Here is a 24,027-nt window from a genome sequence, read left to right as displayed (position 1 = left end):
GGGCCGGCCTCGACCTCCGGCTCCTCCACTGGCGCGTGGTCAGCAGGGCGGGTTCGCGGCGACGCAGAGCCGGTCGGCTGCCACGACAGCCAGCCGGCGTAGTTCCCGTTCCGTGCCGTCCCGGCCCAGACCCATCACCGTCACCAGGTCGCCGACCCGCACCACCGCGGTCCTTTCAAGCTGGCCCGGCTTCCGGCTCTCGCCGGTCTCCAGATTCCGCGCCTCCGTGATGCTGTGCTGGATCACCATCGCCTGATCACCGACGAAGTCGCGGGCGGTCACCTCCCACCGGTGGTCGGCCTCGGCCGCAACGACCTGATCATCCCAGAGCATGTCGCCTCTGGACCGCCAGTTCGCGCACGGGGCGAGCAACGCATCGATCCGAGCGAAGATGCGGTCGGCTACCTGCGGAGCGAGCCGGTAGACGGCCTGACTGAACACCTCGTCGGCCGGGAGACGCTCGGTAGCTGGCCGCAGCAGCGTCTGCGAGCGCGAGTAACGCGACGGCTCCCAGTCGGCGCTCAGACCCTGCTCCTGGTGACAGGCGAGCAGCACGTAATCGATCTGCACCGGTTCGCCCAGGCCGGACTGACCGAGCGGCGGGCCGGTCTCGACGGGAAGGTCGCCCGGCTGCACCATGGCGTACCGGGGGATCTCGGCGGACGGGACCGGAGTGGCCGGTGCGGCCAGCGGGGCCGCCGGTGGTGGTGCGGCGAGATCCTTCGTGACGACGACGGAGGCGGCAGCCACCATCACTACGGCGACGGCCGCTCCCACCGCCGCACGCCTTCGGCGGCGGGTGCCTTGCTCCCGCAGTTCCGCCGGCTCAGCCCAGCGGACCTCCCGCAGGTCGTGGTGCATCCGCTCAAGGAACCTCATCTCGTCAGGCACCGGGAGCCTCCTCCAGATCAGAGACGGCGAGCAGCCCGGCGAGCGCGGCACGCCCCCGGGAAAGTCGGGCCTTGACCGTGCCGACGGGGGCTGCGGTCTGCCGCGCCACCTCGGCAACCGGCAGTCCAGCGAGGTAGTACAGCGCGATCGCGACGCGTTGTTCCTCGGGAAGCTGGCGCAGGGCGGCGACCACTTCGACGGTATCGGTGGTCGGTGCCGGCACGCTGTCGACGGTGCCGTGCCGCAGGTAGGCCCGGGCGCGGCTGCGCAGGCTGCGCCAGCGGCTGACCGCGATCCGGGCCGCCACCACGCGTACCCACGCCTCCGGGTCGTCGTAACCGCCCACGCTTGACCAGCGCTGCCAGGCCCGGATGAACGCCTCCTGCACGGCGTCCTGCGCCTCGGTGAGGTCACCGGTCAGCACGTAGACGTAACCGAGCAGCCGCTGCCGGCTGCCCCGGTAGAACTCGTCGAACCCCTCGACGTCCGCCACCCGCACCTCCCCGTACCTGACAGAGCACACGCACCGGGGGGTGGGGCAGGTTGCCGCCCGGCCGACGAAATCAGGTGAGGCCGGCCTCGGCGAGCAGCGGGCCGGCCAGCATCAGGCCGCCGGTGACCAGCACGGCGAGGTTGGCCAGACCGAAGAGGACCACCCAGAAGAACGCCGGCAGCGGGGTGATCCCGGCCAGCTGGTCGGCGTCGGAGGCCGGCATGCCGCGCCGCGCGCGCAGCCGCTGCAATTCCACCACCGGGCGTACGCCGCCGAGCAGCAGGAACCACACACCGGTCCAGGCGAAGGCGGCCTGCACCTGTGGGCTGGCGTACCAGGAGACGACGAGCACCGCGCCACCGGTCACCACCAACGTCAACGCGCCGTAGAGGTTGCGGATCATCACCAGCATGGCCAGCAGCAGGAGCACCGCGATCCACAGCAGCAGGGTGATCCGGTTGCCGGCGAGCAGCCACGCCCCACCCAGGCCCACCAGCGGCGGGGCCAGGTATCCGGCGAGCAGGGTGAGCACCATGCCCGGGCCGGTGGGGCGGCCGGCCGACAGGGTCAGGCCGGAGGTGTCCGAGTGCAGCCGGATCCCGTGCAGCTTGCGCCCGGTGAGCACGGCGACAAGCGCGTGACCGCCCTCGTGGGCGATGGTGATCGCGTTGCGGGCGATCCGCCACGGCAGCCGGGTGACGACGACGAGCAGGGCGACCAGCCCGGTGAGCACCACGAGCAGCGGAGGTGGGTCGGGCTGCGCGCCGAACAGGCGGTCCCAGAACTCGGTCATGCCCTCGATCGACACCATGAGGCGGGAGCCTACCGCTCACGTTCCGCCGTGCACCTTGGGCCGGACGACAGTTCCGGTGTCGGTTCCGGGCCAACCGGTCGTATCGTGTGAGACCGACCGGGTGGCGATCGGAGCGGGAGGTGAACGCCGGCGAGACGTTCACCCTCGCCGAACCGTTCCGCTGGCAGATCGATCCGGCCACGCTGCGTTGATCGCCAGGTGGGTCGTCGCCACAACCAGGACATTGAAAGTTATCTTGATACCCCTTGCCCTGGCAGACGACAGCCTTCAAAGATGTCTGTCTATCGATAGTCGTCTCAGGAGGACGCCATGGGTCGGACCAGATCGCTGCGCCGGCTGACCGCCGCCGCAGTCGCCGTACTCGCCACCGCTGCCGCCGGGCTCGTCGCCACCGCGACCCCGGCCGCCGCCGCCACCGTGCCGGGCATCGACGTCTCGCGTTACCAGGGCACCATCAACTGGACGAGCGTCCGCAACTCCGGCATTCAGTTCGCCTTCATCAAGGCCACCGAGGGTACGAGCTACAAGGACCCGAACTTCAACACCAACTACGTGAACGCGTACCACGCGGGAGTGATCCGCGGCGCGTATCACTTCGCCCGGCCCAACATCTCCTCCGGCGCGGTCCAGGCAAATTTCCTGGCCTCCAACGGCGGTGCCTGGTCCGCAGACAGCCGCACCCTGCCGGCCGCGCTGGACCTGGAGGCCAATCCGTACAGCGGCGGATACTGCTACGGCCTGAGCACCACCGGCATGCGTAACTGGGTGCAGGACTTCCTCAACACCTACCGGTCCCGCACCGGCCGCTACGCGGTCATTTACACCACCACCAGTTTCTGGAACCAGTGCACCGGTTCCTGGAGCGGCCCGTGGAACAACCACCCGCTGTGGGTGGCCCGCTGGTCGTCCTCGGTCGGCGCGTTGCCGGCCGGCGCACCGTTCTGGAGCTTCTGGCAGTACACCGACTCCGGCAGCGTCCCCGGCATCAGCGGCGGCGTCGACCGCAACTACTGGAACGGCGACCGCAGCCGGCTGATCGCACTGGCCAACAACACCTGACGTACGCCGCGACGGCGGGCCGGTGTCCTTCGCTCGGAGCGGACGCCAGCCTGCCGTCGCGCCGTCCGCGACGCGCCGCCGACTGCCGACTGCCGACTGCCGACTGCCGACTGCCGACTGCCGACTGCCGATCATCGCCGGACGTGTGTGCGGTGGCGGCCCACCGCCCCGCAATCGCAAACGACCCGGAACGGCGGCCCGCGTTCTCAGGCCCGTCGCCGGGCGGCCAACCCAACCGGCACGGTCATCCCCGGCCGGCGGGACACGGAACCGCGGCGGGTGAGGTGCCAGCCGGCGAACGCGGCCCCGGCGAGCGTCACCAGGCTCAGCATGGTCGCCAGCACCGCGACTCCGACGGTGGCGACCAGCAGTACGACGTTGCCCAGCACCACGGCCGTCCACAGTGCCAGCCGGGGCCGGGCGCCCCTTCCTCGGTAACCCATCTCGGGCCTCCCTTCCGTCGTCGGAGATCAGATACCCCGGACGGCGAAGGGTCATGCCTGTCGATCAGTCCTGACGGTCCGGCACGAACTCGCGGAAGATCATCTCGAAGTTCTCCAGCTGCTCGTCCCAGTCGCGATCCGCGACCTCCCAGCGCAACGCGAAACCCCGGTTGCTGGCGGGGACGAAGGCCCGGTTACGGACCCGGATCCGAGTGCCGTCGCGGGTTTCCCGCCAATCCCAGTCGGCGCAGGTCCGCCACTTGCAGTCAAACGACGAGATGTCGATGAACTCGTAGTTGCGGACCAGGTTTTTCCGGTTCGGCTCCTGCGATCGCCAATCGGCTGCCGCGTCCCGCTTCGGCGTGTCGGTGCGGTCGATGAGCAACTCCCGAACCCCGTCCGGCTCCCGGTAGATCACCGAAGTGCCGCTGGCACTGCGTCGCCAGCCGTCCGGTACCGGCAGTTTGAAGCCCACCGCGTCGGTTCGCAGCGTCCAGCCCTCGGGTAGACCACCGGCCGTTTGCGAGGCGCTCGGCGAGGCCGACGGGCTGGGCGACGCCGACGGGCTGGCCGGCGGATCGCTCGGTGGCGGGGCGGCCGGATTGGAACTGGTCGGAGCCGGTGCGCTGCTGGTGTCGGCTCCGCCCGTCGGTGTCCCGCCGTCCTCGTCGCCGCTGGTGAGCAGCGGCACCGCCACCACCAGGCCGAGCAGCAGCAGCGCCACCACGGCACCGACGAGCACGGCACGCCGGGTCCGCTCCGAACGGAACTGCCCGGCCTTGAAGACCGCGCCGCGTGCCGGGGCCGGGCTGACCGGTGCCGCCGGCAGGACCGAGGTCGACTGCGCCGTCCTCCGCGTGCCGTCGCCCGCCGGCACAGAGGTTGCGCCACCCACAGTGGCCGCGCTTATCGCCGCCTCGGTCTCCGTTGCGCCGTGACCTGCCGAAGCGGTCTGACCCGCCGGCACGCCCTCCTCCGGGTGCGCCGCGCTGGCCATCGCGCCGTCGTCTGTCGCATTCGGTGCCGCGTCGGCACCGGCATCCGCCTGGTCCGTCGGGTCCGAGCCGGGCCGGTCGCCGATGGCGGCCTCGGATCCGGCCTGCTCGTTGGGCGGCGCGGGCTGCCCGTCGCCGGTGCCGTTTTCCGACGCTCCGCCAGCCGCAGCGACGGTGCCATCCCCCGGTGCTCCGGCATCCGCAGCCACCGTCGAGGCGGTGCTGTCTCCCGGTGCTCCGGCTGCCGCCGCTGTGGTCGAGGCGTTGCTACTCCCCGGTGCTCCGGCTGCCGCGGCGGCCGTCGAGGCGGTGCCAGCAGCGGCAGTCAGCGCGGTGTCCCGGTCGCCCGACGGCGAATCGGTCGAGGGCTGTCCGTGATCCGGGTCGTCCGCTCGCCCAGCCTCTGCTGGGCTGGTCGACGAGACCTTTGCGGTTGGCGCGACATCGGCGCCGCCGTCCGGGCCGGCGACCTTCGCCGTCGGAGCGGCACCGCCACCGTCCGGGCCGGTGACCTTCGTCGTCGGGCCAGCATCCGAGCCAGGCTGATCACCGGTCGAACGGTCCAATGTGGATCCGGCGGCCGCAGCACCGCCGGCCAGTAACCCGGAGGTGGGTGGCGTGCGGGGCGCGGGCGGGGTGACGGGGGTCGCGGGTCGCTCACCGGAGGGGCGCGGTGCCGGCACCAACGGCGGGCGCGGCTCGCGGGGCCCGTTCGGCCCCGGCCGGCGTACGCCGTCGAGCAGTGAGATGCCCCGGGCCCGGCGTCCACTGGCCCGGCGCAGCATGCGCTCGGCCGACTCGGCGGTGATCCGCTCCTGCGGATCCTTGCGCAGCAGCCCGGCGAGCACCTGCTTGAGCGGGCCGGCGTTGCGGGCCGGCGGTACCGGCTCGGTGGCCAGCGCGGCCAGGGTGCTGATCGCGGACGGGCGCGCGAAGGGAGACTTGCCCTCCACGGCGGCGTACAGGGTGGCACCGAGCGACCACAGGTCGGCCTCCGGGCCGAAAGTGCCGTCGCGGGCGCGCTCCGGCGCGATGTACGCGGGCGAGCCGAGCACCATGCCGGTACGGGTGACGTTCGGGTCACCGGGGATGGTGGCGAGGCCGAAGTCGGTCAGCACCACCCGACCGTCGGTGCCGAGCAGCACGTTGCCGGGCTTGACGTCGCGGTGCATGATGCCGGCCTTGTGTGCCGCCTTCAGCGCGTTCAGGACGCCCAGACCGATCTCTACCGCACGCCCCGGTGACACCGGACCGTCCTCGGCGATGGTGTCCTGCAGCGACCTGGATGCCACGTACTCCATGACGATCCATGGGTCGCCGTCGGTGCGGAGCACGTCGAAGATGCGTACCACGTTGATGTTGTTGAGCCGGGCGATGGCGCGTGCCTCGCGCAGCGAGCGCTCGCGCATCTCGCGGCGCTCGTCGCTGGTCAGGCCCGGCGGCGGAACCAGCTCCTTGATCGCGACGTCGCGGTGCAGCACCTCGTCGCGCGCCTTCCATACCCGACCCATGCCGCCCTGACCGAGCGGCGAGAGGAGCCGGTACCGGTCGGCGACGAGTTGGGGGGCAGCTTCTGACATCGCTGAGACGGTACCCGGCAGCGCAGACGGTCACACCGCCGGCACGCCACTGTCCGATGAAGGTCAGCCTCTCCCCCGCGTACCCTGAGATCATGTCTGTCGAAGAGCCGCTGTTCCGGGTCGTGCGCGGCGTGCCGACCGCCGAGGAACTGGCCGCGTTGGTGGGCGTGATCGCCGTGCGGTCACGGCCGGCGGCCCGGCCCGCGCCGGCCCCGGCGTCGGTCTGGGCGCGCAGCGGCCGCCCGGCGAGCGCGGCGCTGACGCCCGGTGCCGGCGCGTGGCGCACTTCCGGCCTGCCTCGCTGAACCAAGCTGGTACGCGGCAGCGCTGCCGGAGGCGGCCTCGGACTGCCAGGGCTGCCGGAGGGGGCGTTCACCGTCTAACCTCACTCAGGGGAGCGAGCCCGTGACAGATTGGGAGGGCCGATGATCCCTGAGGTGGATCGACAAGCGTCCTGGCTACGCGGTTCCGGGGGCGTCGAGGCCGACATCCGTCAGCTACGAGGCTTCGCCGAGCAGCTGCGCGCCGAGGTGGAAGGCAGTTACGCACCGCACCTGCGGTACATCGCCGACGACATGCTCACCACCGTGCCCAACCCGGCCGACGCGTTCATCGAGCTGGTGCACTTCATGCGTAGCCATTGGGAAACTCAACAGGCGACGACCAACGCGGTCTGGGGCGTCGGTGACGCCACCGGCCACCTTGCGGAGGCAGCCAAGCTCGTGGCCGAGCAGTACGCCGACACCGACGCCTTCTCCGCCGCCCGCGTAGCCGACGTTCACCGAGCATTCGGGCAGCACGCTACGCCGCTCGCACCGGGCGTCGACGAGACGCGCGAGCAGACCGGCACGCCGCCACCTGCGGCCGTGGCGTCGCCATCGCTCGCCGACCCGACCGGCACCGACAACACCGGCCCGGTGGTGGTGCCGTGAGGGAACCGGGTGTCGGCCGCAGCGGTCTGACCGAGTGGCATCTGATGAACGTGGCCGACATGTGGGCCTGCCTCCAAGGCCACCACACCGACAACCACTGGCGTCACGTCGCAGGCTGGCGCAAAATCGCCGAGCTGGCCGGCCAACATCTCGGCCGGCTGAGAACCTACCGCGACCGCCTCGCCCAGGCCTGGCCGCCCGAGACCAACGCGGCCTCCCACGCCTACCTCGCCAAACTCGACGAGCTGATCGAGCAGGTGCAACGCACCCACGACGCCGCCGCCACCAACCAGACCGCACTGTCCGCCGCGACCCAGGCCCTCAGCAGCAGCCGAAGCACAATCGAAAAAATTCACGAAGAATACACCGTCAAGCTGCAACAGAAGCGATCCTGGGAACAAACCGCCGCCGACCCGAAAGCCGCCGCCGCCAGCCGGGCCATTCAGCCGCCGGTGACAGACTCCGACCTGGAACGGCTGAACATCCAAGCCCGCAACGTCATGTACGGCCTCAGCACCGAACTCCAACAAGCCCAAACCCTACTCCGCCACCCACCCCCCACTACCCGGACCAACATCCAGGCGAACGATCCTGATGTTTATGCGGCCGACGTCCAGGTTCCCGTTATCCCTCCGATAGTTCCGATACCGACCGCCACTGCTGCGCCACCGGCTACACGTTTTTTGCGTTCACCCGCAATAAAACCTAGAGCAACCCACACAGTAGGTCCCATCCTGGGCTCGGCAATCCCAGCTTCGTCCTCCGCAAGTAACTCCCCACTCACCGATACAGCCGCTGCACCTTCGAACCTCCTAGCCAGCGCCGATCCTCATCCAACGCCATTGTCGGGCGCCAGCGGAAGACCGACGGCCCCAGAGGATGGCCGACACCATCAAAGCTCTTCCGACAGACGGCCACCAACAGCTGGGGGGCCCAGCTCAGCCCGCTCGACACCAACCGGCGGCCTGATCGGCGGGCCACCTGCCGTGGGTCTTGGTCATCCGAAGTCACACAATGCACCCGCCAGGCCGACTCACTTATTCGGCGGATTGATTGGCGGCGGAGCAGCAGGAACCGCCCCCACCGGGGGAGCCGGTTCCAGACCAAGCGGGGGCAGAGGTTTAGGGGGAACGCCTCTGCTTCCACCCACCGGTAGCCCACCCGGCACCCTCCATGTGACAGGCATGAGTGAACGGCAGGGGCTATCGTCACGGCCAACCCCTGGCGACACGGACACACGAACATGGGACCCGGACAATCCGTGGGCCACTGCAAGTGGAGTTGCCCCAATAGTTGAGCCGCCAGAAGACGATGGGCCAATCGATCCCGGACCCGCCATCGGCCTAAATAGGTGAAAAGCTACCTTGCATTCCTTACGGCGTTGTCGCTCCTCACGACAGTTGTCGTTTTGCAGACACTGAGTGCATCCTTAGCCGGCATACAAGAAAAGCCGACACTAGATGGCGCTGATCGAATCCGCAGTGACCAGTGGCATCTTCGGTATCTTGAGGTCGAGAAGGCGCACAAGCTCAACCAAGGCGAAGGTTCCGTCGTCGCCGTACCCGACACGGGAGTATTTCCTCATTCGGATTTGCGGAACAACCTACTTCCAGGCGCAGATGTCATCCCAGGCGGGGAAGGAGACGGCAGACAGGATCGAGACAGTCACGGAACAGCGATGGCCGGGCTGATTGCAGCTCACGGCAGAGGCGCTACCATCGGCGCCCTTGGCGTCGCCCCCAAAGCCAAGATTCTTCCTATATTTTGCACGCCAGCGCACGGAGTAGGCCATCCAGACGCACTTGCCGATGCTATCGATGTTGCGGTCGACGGAGGGGTCGACGTTATCAGCATCTCCAGCGTAGGCGGCACCAGCCCTAAGCTAATTCGAGCACTCGGTGCGGCCATCGCAGCAGATACAGTAGTCGTCGCAGGCGTCGGGAATAAGACTAGCGATTCAAGGGTAGGCTATCCAGCATCGCATCCTGGCGTCATTGCGGTCGCCGGAATTGATCAAAAAGGTAATCACGACCCCATCTCAGTCACAGGTCCGGAGATAACCCTGGCGGCACCCGCTGCCGACTTATACAGCACGAGCTATGACGGAGGTTACTCAAGAGGCACGGGGACTTCTGGGGCGGCGGCGATTGTGGCGGGGGCGGCAGCCTTGGTTAGGGCCAAGTATCCGTACCTGCCGGCTGACGAGGTGGCTCATCGGCTGACCGCGACTGCGATTGACAAGGGGCCGCCGGGGCGGGATGACCAGTACGGCTATGGGGTGATCGACCTGGTGGCGGCGCTGACGGCAGACGTACCGCCGAGGGGTTTTGGGCCGGCGCCGACCGCCGCGCCGGACGGAACTGGCCCGACCACGGCGGCGGCTGATGGGCCGCAGGCTGACGGGGGGCGGGCCGCGACAGTCCGCGGCCTTGTCACGTTGGGGGTGCTGGTGGCGGCGGGCGGCGCTTGGGCGCTGTTGATCCGTCGTCGACGCCGCTCCGATGATCCGCCGCCTCGGGTCACTCACTGACGTGTCAGCATCGCGCCTCGCCCGGTGCGTAAGGGTGTCGCAGCGCGGATCGCGGCTGCATGTTGCTGTCTGCCTGATATTTCAGAGCGACATGATTATGTCGGATTGAAATGTCATCTTGAAGACTCGTTCTACCTGGCTGGGCCGGCCGGCCGAGGCGGTCGGGGAAGGTCAGGGCGAGCGGGCCGCCGGGCGAGCGGGGTGTGCGGCGTGGCGTACGCGGGCGGGCGGTAACGTCGGCGGGGTGCCTGATGCCCTGCCGCTTCGCCTCGTGCTCGCCTCGGCGAGCCCTGCCCGCCGCAAGTCTCTCCAGTCTGCCGGGATCGAACCGGATGTACTGGTCAGCGGAGTCGACGAATCGCTCGTGGTGACCGAGCGAGCGGAGGATCTCTGCCTCGAATTGGCCCGGCTCAAGGCTCAGGCCGTACTGGGTCGGCTGCGTCCGACCGACGATGAGCGCACCCTTGTGCTCGGCTGCGACTCGGTGCTCGCCTTCGACGGTGAGGTTCTCGGCAAGCCTGACAACGAGGCTGACGCTACCCGGCGGTGGGAGCGGATGCGCGGGCGCAGCGGGGTGCTGCACAGCGGTCACTGTCTCGTCGACATCGTGGCCGGGCGGCGCGCCGAGGCGGTGGCCTCCACTGTGGTGCATTTCGCCGACGTCAGTGACCACGAGATTGCCACCTATGTCGCCACCGGCGAACCGCTGGCCGTGGCCGGCGCGTTCACGATCGATGGATTGGGCGGGCCGTTCGTGGAGCGGATCGAGGGGGACCCGGGGACGGTCGTCGGGCTTTCCCTGCCATTGTTGCGGAGCCTGCTGGCCGAGTTGGATCTGCGGATCACCGATCTGTGGACGAAGGTCGCGCCTGGTAACCAGATCGTCGAACCTCTCGGTTAGGTTCCGAGCATGACGCTGAAGTCGATTCCGCTCACCGACGACCTGCACCGGTATCTGGTGGCGCACGGCGCTCCGCCGGACGAAGTCATCAGCGACCTGGCGCGGGAAACGCTGGCGCTGCTTCCCGAGCACGCGTCGATGCAGGTCGCGCCGGAACAGGCCGCCTTCCTGACGTTTCTGACCCGGCTGCTCGGTACCCGGCAGGCGGTGGAGGTGGGCACCTTCACCGGGCTGTCGTCATTGGCGATCGCCCGAGGGCTGACCGAGGGTGGGCGGTTGACCTGCTTCGACATCTCGGAGGATTACACGAGCATCGCCCGCCGGTACTGGGCGCGGGCCGGTGTCGACGACCGGATCGACCTGCGCATCGGCCCGGCCGGTGACACGCTGCGCGAACTGCCGCACGAACGGTACCTGGACTTCGCCTTCATCGACGCCGACAAGACCGGGTACCCGGTCTACTGGGCCGAGTTGGTGCCTCGGATGCGGCCCGGTGGCGTGATCGCCGTCGACAACGTGTTGCGCAACGGTCGGGTGGTGGCACCGCAGAGCGCCGACGACCGGGCGATTGCCGCGTTCAACGAGGATGTGCTGGCCGACGTACGGGTAGATGCCGTGATGCTGCCCATCGCCGACGGCCTGACCCTCGCTCACGTGCACTGACACCGACGTCGGAGGGTGTCGATCCGCTCCGGTTGCGGCATGTCGCGCCATCCCGCTGCCGGGAGACCCCAACATGCCGCAACCCGTCCATCGAGTCGGCCAAGCGGGCCGAGCGGGCCGCCCGCCGGCCGCGCCGGCCGGGGCGAGTGGGCCAGGTTGACGGGGGCCGGGCGGGCGGGCCGGGGTCAGCGGACGCTGCGGGCGAACTGGCGGGCGGCCCAGTAGACGCCGGCGGCAGCGAGCACCGCGATGATGGCCAACCCCTGCCAGACCCGGTCGTTGCCGATGTCGCCGTTGAACAGGGCCCGGGTGCCGTCGACCGCCCAGGAGAACGGGTTCCATTTGGCGACGCCCTGCAACCAGCCTGGCGCGAAGGCGAGCGGGAGCAGGATGCCGGAGAGCAGCAGCACCGGCTGCGCCACCGTGTTCATCAACGGAGCCAGGGCGTCCTCGCTCTTCACCTTCAGCGCGACACCGTAGGAGACCGCCGAGGTCATCAGCGCGATCAGGGCGAGCATCAGGTACGCGAGCAGCAGGTCACCGATGAACACGCGCAGGTCGAACAGGAGCGCGAGCAGCGTGATGATGACGGCCTGGGTCATCAGCGACACCACGTCGCGCAGCGACCGGCCGAGCAGCAGGGCGAGTCGGCTGACCGGGGTGACCCGGGAGCGTTCGATGACCCCGGCCCGCAACTCGGCGATGAGGCCGAAGCCCTGGAACAGGCCACCGAAGATGGCCAGCAGGACCAGCAGACCAGGCACGAAGATCTTGTACGCCTCGGCCTGGGTGGATGCGCCCAGCGCGGGCTTGAGCAGCGGGGCGAAGAGCAGCAGGTACATCACCGGTTGGAAGATGCCGACGAAGACCCACACGGGGTTGCGCAGCAGCAGGTGCAACTGCCGTTGAAAAATCAGCCAGGTGTCGCGAGCGAGCTTCATGAGATCTCCGGATCGGGTCAGGACTCGCGCAGCGAGCGGCCGGTCTTGGTGAGGAAGACGTCGTCGAGGCTCGGGCGGTGCAGCTCGATCGACCTGAGATCGAGCCCGGCCGCGTCGACCCGGCGCAGGATCCGCGGGATGGCCGTGGCGCCCTCGTCGACGAAGAGCCGCAGCCCGCCCTCGTCGAGCAGTTCCAGCCGGTTGACGTACTCCTCGCCGTCGAGCAGTTTCTCGGCCTCGCCGGTGGCGGTGACGTCCAGACCGACCTGGACCACGTCGCCGGAGATCTCCCGCTTGAGGTCGGTCGGCGTGCCCTCGGCGACCACCTCGCCGTGATCCATGATGGCGATGCGGTCGCAGAGCGCGTCGGCCTCGTCGAGGTAGTGCGTGGTGATGAAGACGGTCATCCCGTCGGCGCGCAACCGGCGGATCTCGTCCCACATGTGTGCCCGGCTCTGCGGGTCGAGCCCGGTGGTGGGCTCGTCCAGGAAGACGATCTTCGGCTCGTGGATGATGCCGAGCGCGATCTCGACCCGGCGCCGCTGGCCACCGGAGTACGTCTTGCACTTACGGTCGGCGAACTCGACCAGCTGGAACGCCTCCAGCGCCCGGACGGCCCGCCGCTGCGCCTCGGCCTTGCCGATGCCGTACATCCGGGCCTGGAGCACCAGTTCCTCGCGGCCGGTGGACTCGTCCCAGGTGCTCCCGCCCTGAGCCACGTAGCCGATCCGGCGACGCACCTCGCCCGGGTCCTTGAGCAGGTCGGCGCCGGCGATGGCGGCCTGGCCACCGTCCGGCTCGATAAGTGTCGCAAGCATCCGCAGCGTGGTGGTCTTGCCGGCACCGTTCGGGCCGAGAAACCCGAAGATCTCACCGGCCGGCACGTCCAGGTCGACACCGCGTACCGCCTCGACGGTCTTCGTCTCCCGACCGGCCCGGCTGCGGAACGACTTCCGCAGCCCTCTGGTCTCGATCATGTCCTGCTCCCCGCTCGTGGCCTTCGTGTCGGCCATCATCGTCACCGGCACTCGACCACATCGGTACGACACCACGCCGCTCAATTAACGCGTCCGGACAGTGCGCCATCCCACACTGAGCGATCGTTAGGGCCATCGGGGTGACCGATAAACTCCCGGTCAGTAACCCGCCGGGAGGAGCCACCAGGTGCGCAAGGTACTCATCGCCAACCGAGGCGAGATCGCCGTCCGGGTCATCCGCGCCTGCCGGGACGCGGGCCTGGGCAGCGTCGCGGTGTACGCCGACTCGGACCGGGACGCCCTGCACGCCACGCTCGCCGACGAAGCGTACGCCCTGGGTGGTGACACCGCTGCGGATTCCTACCTGCGCATCGACAAGCTGGTCGACATCGCCGGCCGCTCCGGCGCGGACGCGGTGCATCCCGGGTACGGCTTCCTCTCGGAGAACGCCGACTTCGCCCAGGCGGTCATCGACGCCGGCCTGACCTGGATCGGTCCCACCCCGCAGGCGATCCGCGACCTGGGGGACAAGGTGACCGCCCGGCACATCGCCCAGCGGGCCGGCGCCCCGCTGGTCCCCGGCACCGCCGACCCGGTCGGCAGCCCCGACGAGGTGATGGCCTTCGCCGTCGACCACGGCCTGCCGGTGGCGATCAAGGCGGCCTTCGGCGGTGGTGGGCGCGGGCTGAAGGTGGCCCGCACCATGGAGGAGATTCCGCAGCTGTTCGAGTCGGCCACCCGGGAGGCGGTCGCCGCGTTCGGTCGGGGCGAGTGCTTCGTCGAGCGGTACCTCGACCAGCCCCGCCACGTGGAGGCCCAGGTCCTCGCCGACCAGCACGGCAACGTGATCGTGGTGGGTACCCGGGACTGCTCGTTGCAGCGCCGCCACCAGAAGCTGGTCGAGGAGGCGCCGGCACCGTTCCTCACCGCCGCGCAGCGGGCCCAGATCCACGACAGTGCCAGGGCGATCTGCCGGGAGGCCGGCTATCACGGTGCCGGCACGGTCGAGTACCTGGTCGGCAACGACGGCACCATCTCCTTCCTCGAGGTCAACACGCGGCTTCAGGTGGAACACCCGGTCACCGAGGAGACCGCCGGCATCGACCTGGTTCGCGAGCAGTTCCGCATCGCCGACGGCGAGAAGCTGCGGTTCACCGAGGACCCGACCCCGCGCGGGCACTCCATCGAGTTCCGGATCAACGGTGAGGATCCGGGCCGCAACTTCCTGCCGGCCCCCGGCACGGTCACCGCGCTGCGGCTGCCCACCGGTCCCGGGGTACGGGTGGACACCGGCATCTCGGCCGGCGACGTGATCGGCGGCAACTTCGACTCCCTGCTCGCCAAGGTCGTCGTCACCGGTGAGACCCGGGCCGAGGCGTTGGAGCGGGCCCGCCGGGCGCTTGACGAGATGGTGGTCGAGGGGATGGCCACGGCGCTGCCGTTCCATCGTCTGGTGGTGCGCGATCCGGCGTTCACCGCCGAACCGTTCAGCGTGCACACCCGGTGGATCGAGACGGAGTTCGACAACACCGTGCCGCCGTTCACCGCCACCGCCGGGGCCCTCGCCGGCCCGGCGGAGCGCGAGACCGTCGTGGTCGAGGTGGACGGCAAGCGGTTGGAGGTGAGCCTTCCCGCCGGTCTCGGCGCCGGTACGGTCGGTGCCGCGCCAGCCGTGCGCAAGCCCACCCGCAGGGGTGGCGGGACGACTGCGGGCACGGCGGCGAGTGGGGACGCGCTGACCTCGCCCATGCAGGGCACCATCGTGAAGATCGCGGTCGCCGACGGCGACACGGTCGCCGAGGGCGACCTGGTCGTGGTGCTGGAGGCGATGAAGATGGAGCAGCCCCTGCACGCCCACAAGGCCGGTACGGTCAGCGGCCTGTCGGCTGAGGTCGGCGCGGTGATCACCGCTGGCGCGGCGATCTGCACCATCGCCTGAGGTGTGACGGTCACATCCACCGGATCGAGGTCGACGACGACCCTGGCGACGGCCCCGGGCAGGAAGGTTCAGCGGAGGGTTTCGGCGGCGACGGCGCAGACGGCGACGGTAAGTGTGGTCAGCACCGGCGAGTCGAGTCGCCAGTGCTGCCAGTACAGCGGGACGTCCAGCACCCGGCCAGGTGCGATGTCCACGCAGCGGCCAGCGGCCACGTCGGCATCGGCGAGCTGCTCCGCCATCAGCCCCCAGCCGAGCCCCAGCCGGATCGCCTCGTTGAAGGCCGGCACCGACGGCACGTAGTGCACGGGCGGGTCGAGGGCGCGCCCGGTCACCGTACGCAGGAAGCGGTGTTGGATGCGGTCCTTGCGGTCGAAGACCACCACCGGCGCGACGGCGGCCGACGCCCGGGTCAGCCCGTCGGCGAACCACCGGTCCGCCAGCGCGGGCGCGGCCAGTGCCCGGTAGCGCATCGCGCCGAGACGGCGTACCCGGCAGCCCTGCACCGCCTCGCGCTGGGCGGTCACCGCGGCGGTGACCGTACCGGCGCGCAGCAGCTCGGCGGTGTGGTCCTGGTCGTCCTGCCGGATGTCGAAGGACAACTCCGGCTGTTCGGGCAGCCGGGCCAGCGCGGCCGGAAACCAGGTGGCGAGTGAGTCGGCGTTGACCACGATGGCGACCCGGGTGCGTCCCCGGTCGCCGCCGAGCGGCCCCCGGGCGTCGGCCAGCGCCTCTCGTTCCAGCAGCGCGAGCTGGCCGGCCAGGCGCAGCAGTGGGCGGCCGGCCTCGGTGGCGTCGCAGGGCCGGTGGCGGCGGACGAGCACCTGCCCGACGGTCTCCTCCAGCGCCTTGATCCGTTGACTCACCGCCGACGGCGTGACGTGGAGCAGCCGGGCCGCCGCTTCGAAGCTGCCCTCCGAGACGATCGCCGCGAGCGTACGGAGCTGGGTGGAGTCGAGACCACTCACGTAGCTGAGCTTAACCAGATGAAGAATCTTTAGCTGGACTGATCAGCGGCGGCGCTTCTACCGTCACGGTCATGCTCACCTCCGTCGTTGCCGGCTTCTCCCTGTCCATCGCCCTCATCGTCGCCATCGGCGCGCAGAACGCCTTCGTGCTGCGCCAGGGCCTGCGCCGGGAACACGTGGTGCCGGTGGTGCTGACCTGTGCGCTCTCCGACGCGTTGCTGATCGGCGTGGGCATCGCCGGGGTGGGCTCGATCGTGGCCGGACGCCCGGTCCTGCTCACCGCGATCCGTTGGGGTGGGGCGGTCTTCCTCCTCGGGTACGCGGCACTCGCCGCCCGCCGGGCGTTGCGTCCCGCCGCGCTCACGCCGGCCGACCGCCCACCGGCCCGGCTCGGCCCGACGCTGCTGGCCTGTCTCGCCTTCACCTACCTCAACCCGCACGTCTACCTCGACACGGTGCTGCTCCTCGGCGGCATCGCCCAGCAGCATCCGCACCGGTGGCTGTTCGGCGTGGGTGCGACGACGGCCAGCGTGCTCTGGTTCGCCGCACTCGGTGCGGGCGCGTACCGGCTCGCGCCGCTGCTCGCGCGCAGGCGGGTCTGGCGGGTGCTCGACGGCGTGATCGCGGTGGTGATGATCGCAGTGGCGGTGGCCCTGGTGCTGGGCTGAGTCATGATGGCCGGGTGCGGTTCCTCAACGGTGTGAATCCCGGCTACGACCTGACCTACAACGACGTCTTCATGGCCCCGGCCCGCTCGGAGGTGGGTTCGCGGCTCGACGTGGATCTGGCCACCGGCGACGGCACCGGTACCACCATCCCGCTGGTGGTGGCGAACATGACGGCGGTCGCCGGCCGGCGGATGGCCGAGACGGTGGCCCGACGCGGCGGCATCGCGGTGATCCCGCAGGACATTCCGATCGACGTGGTGGCGGAGGTGGTCGCCTGGGTCAAGCAGCGGCACCTGGTGCACGACACGGCGATCGCGCTGGGCCCGAACGACACCGTCGGTGACGCCATCCACCTGCTGCCCAAGCGGGCGTACGGTGCGGTGATCGTGATCGACGACGACGGCCGCCCGATGGGAGTGGTGACCGAGGCCGACACCGTCAGCGTGGACCGTTTCACCCAGTTGCGGCACGTGATGTCGACCGAGTTGCACACCGTGCCCGTCGACGCGGATCCGCGTACCGGCTTCGACCGGCTCTCGGCGGGCCGGCGGCGACTGGCGCCCGTGGTGGACGGGGCGGGCCGGCTGGTCGGCGTGCTCACCCGTCCCGGTGCGCTGCGGGCGACGCTCTACAAGCCGGCGGTGGACGCCCACGGTCAACTGCGGATCGCAGCGGCGGTGGGAATCAACGGTGACGTGGCGGGCAAGGCGAAGGCCCTGCTGGAGGCCGGGGTGGACACCCTGGTCGTGGACACCGCGCACGGCCACCAGGAGCGGATGATCTCCGCCCTGCGGACGGTACGCGGTCTCGACCCGGCCGTGCCGGTGGCGGCCGGCAACGTGGTCACCGCCGACGGGGTACGCGATCTGGTCGACGCGGGTGCCGACATCATCAAGGTCGGGGTCGGTCCGGGCGCGATGTGCACCACCCGGATGATGACCGGGGTCGGTCGGCCGCAGTTCTCGGCGGTACTGGACTGCGCGGCGGCGGCCCGGGCCCTGGGCCGGCATGTCTGGGCCGACGGCGGGGTGCGGCACCCTCGGGACGTGGCGCTGGCGCTCGCCGCCGGGGCGTCCAATGTGATGATCGGCTCCTGGTTCGCCGGCACCTACGAGTCCCCCGGTGACCTCTTCACCGACGAGGAGGGCCGGCGCTACAAGGAGAGCTTCGGCATGGCCTCGGCGCGGGCGGTCAGCGCGCGTACCGGCGACGACAGCCCCTACGACCGCGCCCGAAAGGCGATCTTCGAGGAGGGCATCTCGTCCGCCCGGATGTATCTCGATCCGACCCGTCCCGGCGTTGAGGACCTGATCGACGAGATCATCTCGGGGGTACGGAGCGCCTTCACCTACGCCGGTGCGCGCACCCTGGACGAGTTCCACGAGCGGGTGCTGATCGGCGTGCAGAGCACCGCCGGCTACACCGAGGGGATGCCCCTGCCGACCAGTTGGTGAGGTCGGGGGCAGGCACCGACTGACGACGTTCAGTCGGTGCCCGGGGCCGGGATGAAGAGGTGCCGGATCACCGACCGGGCGGCTTCACCCGGGTCCGCACCCAGCCCGGCGGGGAGTGCACCGGCCAGCCATAGGGTGGCGAAGCCGTGCACGATCGACCAGGCCGCCAGCACCTCTCCCTGCGGCCCGGCGGGGCTGCCGTCCCGGTCGTCGCCGCCGGCATGCCGCTCGGCGGCGTCCGAGCTGCCGGCGGCTCGCGTGGGACGCCCGGACCGGTGTGCCAGCCCGGCCCGCAGGACGGCACCGGAGCGTTCCCGGGCGGCCCGCAGCTCGGCGGCGTCGGCCCGGTAGAGATCGGGGTGGAACATCACCTCGAAGTGGGCGCGATGTCGGACGGCGAACTCCACGTACGCCACGCCGAGATCCAGCATCTCGTCACCGGCCCTGCTGAGCGCTTCGGCGAGGGTGTCGAAACCCTGCACCGCGATCGCGGTGAACAGGCCGGCGCGGTCGCCGAAGTGGTGTGCCGGTGCGGCGTGCGAGACGCCGGCCCGGCGGGCCAGATCGCGCAGGCTCAGCGCCGCCGGACCTGACTCCTCGATCGCCTGCACTGCCGCGGAGAGCAGGGTGCGGCGCAGGTCGCCGTGGTGGTAGCCGCGGGTGTCGCTCATCACCCCACCCTATCTTGTCGTTGACAAGATGCGCTCCTGGCGACAATCTTGACAGCGACAAGATTTGCGATTGAGGGAGGTAACGATGGCTCCGCTGATCGCCCTGGTCGCCGGCACCGGGCTCGCCCGGCTGGTCGGCCTGGCCGGGCTCTCCGCGCTCGACGGATGGCATCCGGCACTGCGGGTCGGGCTGGCGCTCATGTTCGTCATGACCGGGATCGTGCACTTCGTCGGCGATCGGCGGCAGGATCTGATCGCCATGGTGCCGCCCCGGCTACCAAGGCCGGATCTGCTGGTCACGGTGACCGGGGTGCTGGAACTCGCCGGCGCGGTCGGGCTGCTCGTACCGGCCACCGCCCGCTGGGCCGCCGCCGGGCTGGCCCTGCTGCTGCTGGCCATGTTTCCGGCGAACATCTCCGCCGCCCGTCGCCGGCTCACCCTGGCCGGACGCCCGGTCACGCCGCTCGGCATCCGTACCGTGCTGCAACTCGTGTTCCTCGCCGCCGCCGTCGCGGTCACGGCCGGACCGTGAGCCGGATCCCACCGCCGGCCGCCACCCGCGGTCGGTGGGCGCGGTCACGGCCGGAGCGTGAGCCGGATCCGAGCGTGACCGCGACCCGTCGGTCTCAGCGGGCCGGCAGCAGGTCTCCGGAGTGAGCGGCCACCACCGCGCTGATCAGCCCGATCGCCTCGGCCGCCGGCTGCGGCTCCGGCGAGCGGCCGTCCCGCAGCCGCAACGCCACCCGACCGTCGGCCGCCTCCCGGGCACCGACCACGGCGGCGTACGGAATCCGCCGACGTACCGCCTCGCGGACCCGGGCACCGAGCGACCCGCCGTGGTCGACCTCGGCCCGCAGTCCCGCCTCGGTGGCCCGCCGGGCCAGGTCGACCGCGGCTTCGGCCTGGCCGTCGCCGACCGGCAGGACTACCAGCTGAACGGGGGCGTACCAGGGCGGGAAGGCACCCCCGTGCACCTCGATCAGGTACGCGAAGAGCCGCTCCATGCTGCCGGCCAGGCTGCGGTGCACCATCACCGGACGCCGTCGTTCACCATCGGCGTCGGTGTACGACAGGTCGAACCGCTCCGGCTTGTCGAAGTCGAGCTGGACGGTGGAGAGGGTGTACTCGCGCTCGGCCGCGTCCCGCACCTGGATGTCGATCTTCGGCCCGTAGAAGGCGGCCTCACCTGACGCCTCGGTGTACGGCACCCCGTCGAGAGCGGCGCGGAGCAGGTCCTCGGCCCGCGCCCACTGCGCGTCGTCGCCGACGTACTTCTCCCCCGACCCGCGCAGCGACAACCGTACGCCCGCCGGCCGCACGCCCAGCGCGGCGTGCGCGGCCCGGATCAGCCGCAGGATCTCCGACACCTCCTGGCCGACCTGCTCCAGGGTGCAGAAGTTGTGCGCGTCGTTGAGGGTGATGGCGCGTACCCGGGAGAGGCCGCCGAGCACTCCGGAGCGTTCCGCCCGGTACATGCCCCCGATCTCCGAGAGGCGCAGTGGCAGCTCCCGGTAGGAACGCCCACGGGACCGGTAGACCAGGGCGTGGTGCGGGCAGAGCGCGGGACGGAGCATCAACTCGTCGTCGGCCTCCCCCAGCCGCATCGGTGGGAACATCTCGGCGGCGAAGTAGCCGAGATGTCCGGAGACCTCGAACAACTCCCGTCGTCCCAGCGGCGGGGTGTACACCTGCTGGTAGCCGGCCCGGCGTTCCAGGTCGCGCAGGTACTCCTCGACGGCGTGCCGGGCGGCGGCACCGGCCGGCAGCCAGATCGGCAGGCCGGCACCGGAGAGCGGGTCGGTGGCGAACAGGTCCAGGTCCCGGCCCAGCCGGCGGTGGTCGATCATGTCAGGCTCCTTGGTCGTACGCCCCGACACGACCCTGCCCCACGACGCACGAGTGCCCCGGGCGGATCGCCCGGGGCACTCGGTAGACGAAGACGTCAGTGCGGCGCGCCAGGCTTCCCCGGCGTCGTCGTCAGCACCGCACTGCACATGCGCGGGAGCGTACGCCCACCCCGCGCACCGCCGCACCTGATTTGACCGGGCCGCTGGCACGGGACCTGCCAGCGGCCCGGCGGCGGCTCGGGCGTCAGGAACGGGGGACCCGACGCGCGCCGAACCGCGCGTCGACAACGGTACGCCGCCGAACGAGATTTCGGCGACCGTGCCTCGCCGTCAACCGTCATCGATATGCTGCGGTGGGCCGGCGACGCGCCGCCGCCCGGGCGAGGTGTCGCTGGTCACGGCCGGCCAGGGCCGGTTGCGGGTGATCCCGGCCACCGCGTCAGGCTCGGTACGTTCCGTTCGGAGAATTCCGCGAGGTGGCCAGGTGCCTGAACTACTCACCCAGGTGGCATCGCCCGACCTGGCGTACCTCGCACTCTTCACCCTGCTGGCCGTGGACGCCTTCGTGCCGGTGGTGCCCACCCAGCTGCTGATGCTCACCGGCGGCGCACTCACCGTGTACGGCGGGCTGAGCCTGCCGACGACCGTCGCCGTCGGTGCGCTCGGCGTACTCGCCGGGGACCTGGCCTGCTACCTGCTCGGCCGGTACGCGGCGGGACACCGGCCACCGCGTCCGGTCGGCACGGGTCGCGCCCGCGGGATGGCCGGCCGCCTGACCCGGGGCCTGCGCCGGCCCGGGCCGATGGTGATCATGCTCTGCCGTTTCGTGCCCGGTGGCCGGATGGCCGCCTGCTTCGCCGCCGGCCGCAGCCGGTACCCGATCCGACTCTTCCTGCCCGCTGCCGGCATCGCGGCTGCGGGCTGGGCGTCGTACGGCGGGCTGGTGGGGCATCTGGGCGGGGCGGCGTTGACCGGGTCCGGCTGGCGGATGGTCGTCGTCGCGGCGGTGGCCGCCGCCGGCTTCGCGTTGGCCGGCTGGGCGTTGGCGTCCGTCACCGCACGGCTGAACCCGACCCCGGCCGAGACTCCCGTCGACTGACCGGAGGAGCCGTCACCCAGGGGAAATCCGGATGGCCTGTCGGGGTCGTCCCGGGGTCGGATTTCGGTGCTCGTCCCGGATCCGCCTGAGGTGCCCGCGACGACAGGCTGAGGCATGCCTGGAATCCGGAACAGCGGTGCACTGGCCCTCGGTGGGATCGTCCTCGCGGCGGTGCTCACCGTCATCGGTCATGCCGGAGTCAGCGACCTCGACCCGGTCAACCTGACCGTCAGCGACTACGCCGTCTCCGACTCCGGCGAGATCATCCACGTGGCCATGCTGCTGCTCGCCGCCGCCTCCGCCGTGCTCATCCCGACGCTGGGTCAGCTCGGTCCACCGGCCGGGCCGCGAGCCTTCGCCGCCGTGACACGTGTCAGTCGCCGTAACCGGGCCGCGGAGTGGCTGTTGGCGGTCTGGGCGGGCGGGCTGCTGGTGTCGGGCCTGGTGCCGACCAACCCGCCCGGCACCGAGATGGGTACGGCCGCCTACGTGCACCGGTACGCCTCGGTGGTGGCGTTCCTCGCGCTGCCGATCGCCGGCTGGTTGCTCGCCGCCCGGCTGCCCGCCGGTGCCCGGACCGGTCTCTGGCTGCGCGCCCTGACCGTGACCAGCCTGCTGCTGGCCGTCGTGATGGCCTGGTCCGCCTACCCCGGCGACCGCGCCTACTACGGCCTGATCGAACGGGCCCTCATCCTCGCCGAGGTGGCCCTGCTCACCGTCGTCGCCGCCTACTCCAGCTCGTGGAGCATCAGCTGGCGACCTGCCTCGGTGACGGAGCCGGAGAGGCTGGGGTAGATGGTGATGGTCTGAGCCAGTTCGTTGACGGTGAGGTTGTTCTCCACCGCCAGCGTGATCGGCATGATCAGTTCGCTGGCCTTGGGTGCGACGACCACTCCGCCGATCACCTGGCCGCTGGCCGGGCGGCAGAACAGCTTGACGAAGCCGTCCGGGATCTCGTCCATCTTCGCCCGGGCGTTGCCGCCCAGCGACAGCATCACCTGACGCGCCGGCACCTTGCCGGCGTCCACCTCGTCCTGCGAGACCCCGACCGTGGCCAGCTCCGGGTCGGTGAAGACGTTCGCGGAGACGGTACGCAGCCGCAGCGGCCGGACCGCCTCACCGAGCGCGTGCCACATCGCGATCCGGCCCTGCATCGCGGCGACGCTGGCCAGCGGCAGCACCCCGGTGCAGTCACCGGCCGCGTAGATGCCGGGCACGTTGGTCCGGGAGACCCGGTCCACCGTCACGTAGCCGCCCCGGGCCAGTTCGACGCCGTACTCGGCCAGGCCCAGCTCGGCGGTGTTGGGGATCGAACCGACCGCGATCAGCGCGTGGGACCCGGAGACCGTACGGCCGTCGGAGAGCTCGACCTCGACGCCGTCGCCGGTACGACGGACGCCCTCGGCTCGGGAGTTGTTCAGAATGCTCATGCCCCGGGTCCGGAAGACCCGCTCGATCGCCTGCGCGGCGTCGGCGTCCTCGTGCGGCATCACCCGGTCGCGGCTGGAGACCAGGGTCACCTCGACGCCCATCGCGAGGTACGCGCTGGCGAACTCGGCACCGGTGACGCCGGAACCGACCACGATCAGGTGCTCGGGCAGCTCGGGCAGGTCGTAGACCTGTCGCCAGGTCAGGATGCGCTCGCCGTCGGGCAGCGCGGTGGGCAGTTGGCGGGGCGTGGCACCGGTGGCGATCAGCACGGTCGAGGCGTCGATGGCGTACGCGGCCTCCTCACCGTCCGGCGTGACGATCACCCGGTGGGTGTGACCGAGCGTGTCCTCGCCGAGGCGGGCACGCCCGGAGACGAAGGTGACCCCGGCCTTGACCAGCTTCGCGTGGATGTCGGCGGACTGTGCCAGGGCGAGCCGCTTGACCCGGTCGTTGACCGCCTGGGCGTCGACGGTGACCGCCTCCAGCCCGTCGGAGTGCACCCCGAAGACCTCGGTGTCGCGGTAGCCGGTCACCACCTCGGAGCTGGCGATGAACGTCTTCGACGGCACGCAGTCCGACAGCACGCAGGCTCCGCCGGCACCCTCGGCCTCCACGACGGTGACGTCGGCGTCCAACTGGGCCGCCACCAGTGCCGCCTCGTAGCCCGCCGGCCCCCCGCCGATGATCACGATCCGGCTCACCACGACCGCCCTTCCTCCATGCTCACAGTGACT

Annotated in this window: 22 protein-coding genes and 1 pseudogene; 12 read left to right on the top strand and 11 right to left on the bottom strand. The window is 70.6% G+C overall.

The window, feature by feature from the left end; translation table 11 throughout:
• Nucleotides 1-39: 39 nt before the first annotated feature.
• From ACFY2A_RS10045 to ACFY2A_RS10035, 3 genes are all read right to left on the bottom strand, one after another.
• Entirely contained in the window at nt 40-891 is an 852-nt protein-coding gene (locus ACFY2A_RS10045; protein ID WP_387170383.1) for a hypothetical protein, read from the bottom strand.
• The gene (locus ACFY2A_RS10040) at nt 884-1,384 is read right to left on the bottom strand and encodes a SigE family RNA polymerase sigma factor (protein WP_363923788.1); all 501 of its coding nucleotides are present in this window, start codon (nt 1,382-1,384) and stop codon (nt 884-886) included. The genes ACFY2A_RS10045 and ACFY2A_RS10040 overlap by 8 nt, the downstream gene beginning before the upstream one ends.
• A gap of 70 nt (nt 1,385-1,454) precedes the next feature.
• Complete coding sequence (locus tag ACFY2A_RS10035; protein ID WP_363923789.1) at nt 1,455-2,195, bottom strand: M50 family metallopeptidase; 741 nt, start codon at nt 2,193-2,195, stop codon at nt 1,455-1,457.
• A gap of 312 nt (nt 2,196-2,507) precedes the next feature.
• Here ACFY2A_RS10035 and ACFY2A_RS10030 point away from each other — a divergent pair, with 312 nt between their 5' ends.
• Entirely contained in the window at nt 2,508-3,257 is a 750-nt protein-coding gene (locus ACFY2A_RS10030; RefSeq protein WP_363923790.1) for a GH25 family lysozyme, read from the top strand.
• Between the two features lie 206 nt (nt 3,258-3,463).
• Here ACFY2A_RS10030 and ACFY2A_RS10025 read toward each other — a convergent pair whose 3' ends face one another.
• Both ACFY2A_RS10025 and ACFY2A_RS10020 read right to left on the bottom strand, forming a co-directional pair.
• Nucleotides 3,464-3,700 (bottom strand): hypothetical protein, encoded by a 237-nt coding sequence (locus ACFY2A_RS10025; RefSeq protein WP_387170380.1) that lies wholly within the window; start codon nt 3,698-3,700, stop codon nt 3,464-3,466.
• A gap of 1,168 nt (nt 3,701-4,868) precedes the next feature.
• Nucleotides 4,869-6,275, bottom strand: a pseudogene (locus ACFY2A_RS10020) (serine/threonine-protein kinase); the annotation flags it as partial.
• A 92-nt stretch (nt 6,276-6,367) separates the two neighbouring features.
• Between ACFY2A_RS10020 and ACFY2A_RS10015 the strand changes: the two are divergent.
• From ACFY2A_RS10015 to ACFY2A_RS09995, 5 genes are all read left to right on the top strand, one after another.
• The gene (locus ACFY2A_RS10015; protein ID WP_363923792.1) at nt 6,368-6,580 is read left to right on the top strand and encodes an acyl-CoA carboxylase subunit epsilon; all 213 of its coding nucleotides are present in this window, start codon (nt 6,368-6,370) and stop codon (nt 6,578-6,580) included.
• 120 nt (nt 6,581-6,700) lie between these two features.
• On the top strand, nt 6,701-7,207 hold the full coding sequence (locus tag ACFY2A_RS10010) for a hypothetical protein (protein ID WP_387170378.1): 507 nt from the start codon (nt 6,701-6,703) through the stop codon (nt 7,205-7,207).
• A 1,408-nt stretch (nt 7,208-8,615) separates the two neighbouring features.
• On the top strand, nt 8,616-9,737 hold the full coding sequence (locus tag ACFY2A_RS10005) for a S8 family serine peptidase (protein ID WP_387170720.1): 1,122 nt from the start codon (nt 8,616-8,618) through the stop codon (nt 9,735-9,737).
• 244 nt (nt 9,738-9,981) lie between these two features.
• A complete protein-coding gene (locus tag ACFY2A_RS10000) occupies nt 9,982-10,638 on the top strand; it encodes a Maf family protein (protein WP_387170376.1) in 657 nt (218 codons plus the stop codon).
• 9 nt (nt 10,639-10,647) lie between these two features.
• The gene (locus ACFY2A_RS09995; RefSeq protein ID WP_387170374.1) at nt 10,648-11,301 is read left to right on the top strand and encodes an O-methyltransferase; all 654 of its coding nucleotides are present in this window, start codon (nt 10,648-10,650) and stop codon (nt 11,299-11,301) included.
• Nucleotides 11,302-11,486: 185 nt separating this feature from the next.
• Here ACFY2A_RS09995 and ACFY2A_RS09990 read toward each other — a convergent pair whose 3' ends face one another.
• Complete coding sequence (locus ACFY2A_RS09990) at nt 11,487-12,242, bottom strand: ABC transporter permease (RefSeq protein ID WP_363923798.1); 756 nt, start codon at nt 12,240-12,242, stop codon at nt 11,487-11,489.
• A gap of 17 nt (nt 12,243-12,259) precedes the next feature.
• Nucleotides 12,260-13,219 carry an ATP-binding cassette domain-containing protein gene (locus tag ACFY2A_RS09985; protein WP_387170372.1) on the bottom strand — a complete coding sequence of 320 codons (960 nt, stop codon included), beginning with the start codon at nt 13,217-13,219 and terminating at the stop codon, nt 12,260-12,262.
• A gap of 187 nt (nt 13,220-13,406) precedes the next feature.
• Here ACFY2A_RS09985 and ACFY2A_RS09980 point away from each other — a divergent pair, with 187 nt between their 5' ends.
• Nucleotides 13,407-15,158 (top strand): acetyl/propionyl/methylcrotonyl-CoA carboxylase subunit alpha, encoded by a 1,752-nt coding sequence (locus ACFY2A_RS09980; RefSeq protein WP_387170370.1) that lies wholly within the window; start codon nt 13,407-13,409, stop codon nt 15,156-15,158.
• Nucleotides 15,159-15,226: 68 nt separating this feature from the next.
• Here the strand turns inward: ACFY2A_RS09980 and ACFY2A_RS09975 are convergent, their stop codons facing one another.
• Nucleotides 15,227-16,123 carry a LysR family transcriptional regulator ArgP gene (locus ACFY2A_RS09975; RefSeq protein WP_387170368.1) on the bottom strand — a complete coding sequence of 299 codons (897 nt, stop codon included), beginning with the start codon at nt 16,121-16,123 and terminating at the stop codon, nt 15,227-15,229.
• A gap of 71 nt (nt 16,124-16,194) precedes the next feature.
• Between ACFY2A_RS09975 and ACFY2A_RS09970 the strand changes: the two genes are divergently transcribed.
• Nucleotides 16,195-16,791, top strand: coding sequence for a LysE/ArgO family amino acid transporter (locus tag ACFY2A_RS09970; protein ID WP_387170366.1), 597 nt, complete (start codon nt 16,195-16,197; stop codon nt 16,789-16,791).
• Between the two features lie 14 nt (nt 16,792-16,805).
• Nucleotides 16,806-18,245, top strand: a complete 1,440-nt coding sequence (locus ACFY2A_RS09965; RefSeq protein ID WP_387170365.1) for a GuaB1 family IMP dehydrogenase-related protein — start codon at nt 16,806-16,808, stop codon at nt 18,243-18,245.
• Nucleotides 18,246-18,274: 29 nt separating this feature from the next.
• Here ACFY2A_RS09965 and ACFY2A_RS09960 read toward each other — a convergent pair whose 3' ends face one another.
• Nucleotides 18,275-18,916 (bottom strand): TetR/AcrR family transcriptional regulator, encoded by a 642-nt coding sequence (locus ACFY2A_RS09960; protein ID WP_387170363.1) that lies wholly within the window; start codon nt 18,914-18,916, stop codon nt 18,275-18,277.
• A gap of 85 nt (nt 18,917-19,001) precedes the next feature.
• On the opposite strand from ACFY2A_RS09960, the gene ACFY2A_RS09955 reads away from it, so the two are divergent.
• Nucleotides 19,002-19,448 carry a DoxX family membrane protein gene (locus ACFY2A_RS09955; protein WP_387170361.1) on the top strand — a complete coding sequence of 149 codons (447 nt, stop codon included), beginning with the start codon at nt 19,002-19,004 and terminating at the stop codon, nt 19,446-19,448.
• A 94-nt stretch (nt 19,449-19,542) separates the two neighbouring features.
• Here the strand turns inward: ACFY2A_RS09955 and thrS are convergent, their stop codons facing one another.
• Nucleotides 19,543-20,763, bottom strand: coding sequence for a threonine--tRNA ligase (gene thrS / locus ACFY2A_RS09950; RefSeq protein WP_387170359.1), 1,221 nt, complete (start codon nt 20,761-20,763; stop codon nt 19,543-19,545).
• Between the two features lie 484 nt (nt 20,764-21,247).
• Between thrS and ACFY2A_RS09945 the strand changes: the two genes are divergently transcribed.
• Nucleotides 21,248-21,862: a DedA family protein gene (locus tag ACFY2A_RS09945; RefSeq protein ID WP_387170357.1), complete on the top strand. Its 615-nt coding sequence runs from the start codon at nt 21,248-21,250 to the stop codon at nt 21,860-21,862.
• 114 nt (nt 21,863-21,976) lie between these two features.
• Nucleotides 21,977-22,657, top strand: coding sequence for a DUF998 domain-containing protein (locus ACFY2A_RS09940; RefSeq protein WP_387170355.1), 681 nt, complete (start codon nt 21,977-21,979; stop codon nt 22,655-22,657).
• Here ACFY2A_RS09940 and ACFY2A_RS09935 read toward each other — a convergent pair.
• A complete protein-coding gene (locus tag ACFY2A_RS09935) occupies nt 22,591-23,994 on the bottom strand; it encodes an NAD(P)H-quinone dehydrogenase (RefSeq protein ID WP_387170353.1) in 1,404 nt (467 codons plus the stop codon). The genes ACFY2A_RS09940 and ACFY2A_RS09935 overlap by 67 nt on opposite strands.
• Nucleotides 23,995-24,027: the final 33 nt, after the last annotated feature.

Origin of the sequence: Micromonospora sp. NPDC000442 (assembly GCF_042898635.1) — a bacterium.
Taxonomy (GTDB): Bacteria; Actinomycetota; Actinomycetes; order Mycobacteriales; family Micromonosporaceae; genus Micromonospora.
The sequence above is the reverse complement of the archived record's forward strand: the minus strand, read 5'-3'. Positions and strand labels throughout refer to the sequence as shown.

What these genes read in the sequence shown, in the direction of transcription:
- ACFY2A_RS10035 (WP_363923789.1), bottom strand. Translation starts at nt 2,195, where the DNA reads ATGGTGTCGATCGAGGGCATGACCGAGTTCTGGGACCGCCTGTTCGGC.
- ACFY2A_RS10030 (WP_363923790.1), top strand. Translation starts at nt 2,508, where the DNA reads ATGGGTCGGACCAGATCGCTGCGCCGGCTGACCGCCGCCGCAGTCGCC.
- ACFY2A_RS10025 (WP_387170380.1), bottom strand. Translation starts at nt 3,700, where the DNA reads ATGGGTTACCGAGGAAGGGGCGCCCGGCCCCGGCTGGCACTGTGGACG.
- ACFY2A_RS10015 (WP_363923792.1), top strand. Translation starts at nt 6,368, where the DNA reads ATGTCTGTCGAAGAGCCGCTGTTCCGGGTCGTGCGCGGCGTGCCGACC.
- ACFY2A_RS10010 (WP_387170378.1), top strand. Translation starts at nt 6,701, where the DNA reads ATGATCCCTGAGGTGGATCGACAAGCGTCCTGGCTACGCGGTTCCGGG.
- ACFY2A_RS09995 (WP_387170374.1), top strand. Translation starts at nt 10,648, where the DNA reads ATGACGCTGAAGTCGATTCCGCTCACCGACGACCTGCACCGGTATCTG.
- ACFY2A_RS09990 (WP_363923798.1), bottom strand. Translation starts at nt 12,242, where the DNA reads ATGAAGCTCGCTCGCGACACCTGGCTGATTTTTCAACGGCAGTTGCAC.
- ACFY2A_RS09985 (WP_387170372.1), bottom strand. Translation starts at nt 13,219, where the DNA reads ATGATCGAGACCAGAGGGCTGCGGAAGTCGTTCCGCAGCCGGGCCGGT.
- ACFY2A_RS09970 (WP_387170366.1), top strand. Translation starts at nt 16,195, where the DNA reads ATGCTCACCTCCGTCGTTGCCGGCTTCTCCCTGTCCATCGCCCTCATC.
- ACFY2A_RS09960 (WP_387170363.1), bottom strand. Translation starts at nt 18,916, where the DNA reads ATGAGCGACACCCGCGGCTACCACCACGGCGACCTGCGCCGCACCCTG.
- ACFY2A_RS09955 (WP_387170361.1), top strand. Translation starts at nt 19,002, where the DNA reads ATGGCTCCGCTGATCGCCCTGGTCGCCGGCACCGGGCTCGCCCGGCTG.
- thrS (WP_387170359.1), bottom strand. Translation starts at nt 20,763, where the DNA reads ATGATCGACCACCGCCGGCTGGGCCGGGACCTGGACCTGTTCGCCACC.
- ACFY2A_RS09940 (WP_387170355.1), top strand. Translation starts at nt 21,977, where the DNA reads ATGCCTGGAATCCGGAACAGCGGTGCACTGGCCCTCGGTGGGATCGTC.